At 65.1% G+C, this 4,942-nt stretch carries 3 protein-coding genes and 1 pseudogene; 3 read left to right on the forward strand and 1 reads right to left on the reverse strand.

Going from position 1 to position 4,942, the window contains the following annotated elements:
- Positions 1-21: 21 nt before the first annotated feature.
- On the reverse strand, positions 22-525 hold the full coding sequence (locus ACFYOW_RS47300) for a hypothetical protein (protein ID WP_387298387.1): 504 nt from the start codon (positions 523-525) through the stop codon (positions 22-24).
- A 1,988-nt stretch (positions 526-2,513) separates the two neighbouring features.
- Here ACFYOW_RS47300 and ACFYOW_RS47305 point away from each other — a divergent pair.
- The 3 genes and pseudogenes from ACFYOW_RS47305 to ACFYOW_RS47315 all read left to right on the forward strand — a co-directional run bounded on the left by ACFYOW_RS47305 (position 2,514) and on the right by ACFYOW_RS47315 (position 4,917).
- Positions 2,514-3,482 carry an IS110 family transposase gene (locus tag ACFYOW_RS47305; protein ID WP_387298389.1) on the forward strand — a complete coding sequence of 323 codons (969 nt, stop codon included), beginning with the start codon at positions 2,514-2,516 and terminating at the stop codon, positions 3,480-3,482.
- Between the two features lie 234 nt (positions 3,483-3,716).
- Positions 3,717-4,097: pseudogene (locus ACFYOW_RS47310) on the forward strand (transposase); the annotation flags it as partial.
- A 112-nt stretch (positions 4,098-4,209) separates the two neighbouring features.
- Entirely contained in the window at positions 4,210-4,917 is a 708-nt protein-coding gene (locus ACFYOW_RS47315; protein WP_387298391.1) for a transposase, read from the forward strand.
- The last annotated feature ends 25 nt before the right edge of the window (positions 4,918-4,942 follow it).

Raw genomic sequence — 4,942 nt, forward strand, 5'->3', positions numbered from 1 at the left:
GAGACAGCGGTCCTTCGCCGATCAGCCGAGCGTGCGTACGGCCGAAACAATGGCCTGATGCAGGGATTTCGCCGTATTGCTCGCACTGCCGCCATCGCGCACTACTGCAAGGAATGCCTCGTCCAGCGCGGCCATGGAATCAAGTCGACCTTCGCTGTTAGGGATGCCTTCATCAGTCAGCCATGCCCGGTACCCCCGCCCAACCCGCGCGATCGTGTCGTAGCGTTGGCGGATATCCAAGGAATCCAAATACAGCCTGATCAACACGCGGCGTGTCGATGCCACCGCGCGGCCGCCCCCCGCGGCGATCAGTGCTCGGCCCAGTGCACGCACGGTCGCGTCGAACGTGGCGCCGGTAGGCGGAGGCGCTGCTGCCGTCACGAGCATGCTGTTCAAGGCAAGCACCCGCCCAGAGATATCGTCCAGTTCTGCGAACTCGACCAAATGCGTTGTCGTGGGCTCGATCCGCACCGAGCGGAGGTCGATCTCCGGGTAGTGCGGCAGGACGGTATCGATGGCCGCCACGAACTCCTTGACCGAGGACGGGTCGAGATCCGGTATGTCGAAGCCGGTTACGGTCAGGCCGTATCGGTCGGCCAGCTCGCGTCCCAGCCGCAAAAGATCCGAATTCGGGCCGGGTTTTGGCTGTTTCTTGGTCTGTTTCTTCTCCGCCTTCCGAGGTCGAGCAGGGGTTGGTCGCGATGGCTGCTCGGCCGCTGGCCGGGGTGGCTTCGATTGTGGCGCACTGACTTTGGACTGGGACGACCATGGCGTACTGGACAGCGATGCCGGGCCTGAGCCCTTATCGACCGGTCGCCAGGGAGATGTCGCGCTCGGCTTCTCATCCACGGCACGAGGCGCCTTCTGGTCCGCCGCGGTCGGGGGTGTGATGGCGGGTCCGCCGAAGCGACCGCCAACCGGTGCGCTCACCGGCGGCCGAGGTGGGTTCTTGTCGTTGGATGCACCGCTGTTCACTGATGGCTCTGCGCCGTTCCCAGTGTTTCGAGATGGCGTGCCTGCGGGGCCACCTCCGTCACCCGTCTGCGTTGCTGGGGTGGCGGGCACATCTGGACGCGCGGGACCGACAGGCGACTTGACTCGGGCAGGAAATTCGACTCGGGTCGGCGATGCGCTGACCGGAGTCAGCGAGTTCGGTGCCGTCGGCTCATGCGGAACCGACCGCGGAGGCTGCGGTGCTGCTGGGGTCGGCTCAACGACGGAGGAGCCGTCGCCGGCGTTCGAGATGTTTCTGGCTCCCGCGAGATCTGCTGCCTCGTACTGATTCGCCATCTGCTCCAGTTGGTCGGCGAGGTGCAGCACTGCGCGCGCTGATTGGTCGCAGACCGAGAAGCTCTCGCTGATCTGGGGCACTACGTCTTTCTCGTATTGCTTGCCTGCCGCGTCCCCACCCCAAGGCTGCCCCTTCGCCGCGAACTCGGCCCGCAGCTCATCCACCCGCTGCAGTGCCGCGGCGCCGATCCGGCGGAACTCCGCCGCCCTCGCGCGCAGAGCCAGCGGGTCGACGTACAAGGTCTGGCTCGCCATCATCATCACCCACCAACCATCACGGCGCCTGTGAACCACAATCCAGGTGGCTGCAGCCGAATTGCTGGCGTGGACGCAGACCACTGGTGACTCAAGGTCGAGTGTCTCGGCTCTAATTTGGATGTAAGCGGCGGCCCCGAGCAGAGTTTCGGCTTCACGGGCCCTGCCGCGGGAAGCCGTCGGCTGTCGCTCCTGGGTTGCGAGGTTGGGCAGAGATAACAATCACGACAACATGTCGGCCACTGCGAACTGCCACTTGGCAACCGTGTCACATCGTCCAAATCGACAGCCAGCCGATACGCCACGCTGTACAGCCTTTCGCTTCGCAGCCTGAGTGATTCAGCATCAACTTCCTGTTGATGGTGAACAGATGGAAAACCGCCCGCTCGCCACCGCAACTTTGTATTGTCGGCCACGCCAGGCGAAAAGACATGCGCACAAATGCGGAGATTGCGCTCTGCGCGGATTCACAAGATCGCGTGGGAGGGCAGCAGCGTAACGCGGGCACCCCTCGTGTAGCGGTTTCAGTCCGGTGTCCCCGAATCTGGCAATGCCCTGGTATGGCTACGGCAGCCTACGATCAGGTGAAACCTTTGGCCGTTGCGCCGATGTAATTCCTACGCGCGAGATCGCGTTGACACTGAATCGCCTGTAAGTGTTCGTGGTGGCTGGCCTGGGGCTGGCTGGCAGGGTGGTGCTGGTCCTTCGGGCTGGGCGTGACTCGTGAATCGCCTGGCCTCTTATTGGGGTGTCATTCCCGGGAGTTGTCCGTTCGGTCCGGAGGCCGGCATCGACCCGGCCCACCACGATGGCTTGATCAGAAGCCTGCCCGACCGAAATCGGTTGTGGCTCCTTACAGGTTTGCCTCGTAGTGATCTTCACCCGGGCCGACGCCGGTTACGACGTCCGCCCATCGACAGGAGACATCGCATTGTCCATCGTGGCAGATCACTACCGATTCGTCGTCGGTGTCGACACCCACGCCGCCACACAGTTACGCGATCATCGAGTGTCCCTCGGGGCGGGTCACCGATGAATCGAGGTTCCCGACCACCAGCGCCGGACTCGAACGCGCGATCATCTGGCTGGCCCGCCGCACCGACGGTGACATCGACGGTGTCCTGATCGCAGCCGAGGGCACCGGGTCCTACGGGGCGATCCTGGCCGAACGTCTCGAGCGGATCGGCTACCGGGTCGTCGAGGCGCCGACACCATCGTCGAAGCGGTTGCGCGACAAGGGAAAAACCGATGCACTCGACGCCCTGACCGCAGCTCGCTCGACGTTGATCACACCGTTGAGCAGGCTCTGCGACCGCCGCCGTGGTCAGGTCCGGGCCGCGCTCAACGTGCTCAGCGTGGCGCGTGAGCAGATGAGCACCGACCGGACCCGCTGTGTCAACGCGCTCACCGCGTTGGTGCGCGCACACGACCTGGGTATCGACGCGCGTCGCCCGCTCACCACGGCGCAGATCACGACGATCGCCAACTGGCGCAGTCGCAACGAACCACTCGGAATCGCCACCGCGAGAACCGAAGCGATCCGTCAGGCCCGCCGTATCGGTGACCTCGACCACCAGCTCAAAGACAATCGCAGACAGCTCGACGCGCTCGTCAGCGAGCACGCACCGGAACTACTCGCCCTGCCCGGGGTCGGCGCGGTCGTCGCCGCGGTCATTCTTACGGTGTGGTCGCATCCCGGCCGGATCAAGACCGAGGCCGCACTCGCAAAGATCGCCGGGACCTGCCCGATGCCAGCATCATCGGGCAATACCGTGCGTCACCGGCTCAGCCGTGGTGGTGATCGCCGCCTCAACCGGGCAATCCACACCATCGTTATGACCAGGATGCGCGCCGACGACACCACCCGCGCCTACACCCGCCGACGGCTCGCCGAAGGGCGCACCACCCGCGAGATCAGACGATGCCTCATTGGGTGAGTGTTGGTGATGCGGTCCGCCGATCGGATCGCGGCCCTGGGTCAGCATCAGGAGATGGCCACGTTGCCGCGCCGCATTGGATGGCCAGTTTGAGTACAGCCACTCCTGATGCGCCGAGGCTCCGATGACCGGCGTCAGGGACATGCCCCAATCGAGGGCCGAACAATGAAGAACCGGCAGCGGAGCGTCGACTGACGAGGGCATGACCATCGAAAAACCTTTGGGAAACTGTGCATGCCGTTCATCGGCTGGGATTGGGCGAGCAAGACTCACGACGTGACCATCATCGATGACCGCGGTCATATCTTGGACCGATGGGCGTTCAGCCACACCGAGCAGGCGTGGACCTCGACGCTGGCCCGTCTGGCGCGTCACGGAGATCCCGCCGACCTCCCGGTGACCATCGAGCGGACCGGTGGGTTGGTCGTCGACCGGTTGCTGGCCGCCGGGCATCCCGTCATGCCAGTGCATCCGAACGCGTTTCATGCCGCGCGGCCCCGATGGGGCGCCTCGGGCGCCAAATCCGATCCCGGCGACAGCTACAAACTCGCCGACTACCTGCGCACCGACGGACACCGGCTGCGCCGACTCGACCCACTCGACGCCGGCCTGCGCGAACTGCAGGCGCTCATCAGGCTCCGAGACGATCAAGTCCAAGCCCGCACCGCCCGCCATCAACCAGCTCGCCGCCCTGCTCGACACCCACTGGCCAGGACCCAAAGAGCTGTTGCATTCGCTGGCATCACCCATTGCCCTGGCCTTCCTCACCGACTACCCCACACCGCAATCGGCCGCCCGGCTCGGCGAGGCACGCATGGCCACGTTCTTGCGCCGACACTCCTACCGCGGAGGAAAACCCGCCGCGCAGCTTCTGGCCCGGTTACGCGCCGCCGCCGTTCCGGCTGCCCAGCTGCCTACCGACACCCTCGCCGTGATGATCGCAGCCCAAGTCCAACTGCTGCGCGGCATCCAAACCGCTATCGCAGACCTGGAAGCCCTGATCAAACACCGCGTCGCTCAACACCCCCGAGCACGACTGCCGGCCGCTCTACCAGGCGTGGGCACCATCAACCTGGCTCAACTACTCGCCGAGGTCGGACCGATCCTCGACCGCGTCGACACCGTCGACCAGGCCGCCGCTGAATGCGGCGTCACCCCAGTCACCAAAGCCTCCGGCAAGACCAGTGGGGTCTACTTTCGCTGGGCAGCCAATACGCGGGCCCCCAAAGCCATTACCGCCTTCGCCCACAACGCCCGCATGCAATCACCTTGGGCCGCCCAGCTTTACACCAGCGCCCATGCACGCGGCAAACGCAACCCTCACGCCACCCGCATAGTCGCCCGCGCCTGGCTCCGCGTCATCTGGGCCTGCTGGCACCACGGCACCCCCTACGACCGAAACTTCCATCACGCCGCGCAACGCCTCACCGCATGAGGACTTGACTCAAGGGACTCAAACG

The organism is Nocardia sp. NPDC006982, from assembly GCF_042869435.1.
Lineage (GTDB): Bacteria > Actinomycetota > Actinomycetes > Mycobacteriales > Mycobacteriaceae > Nocardia.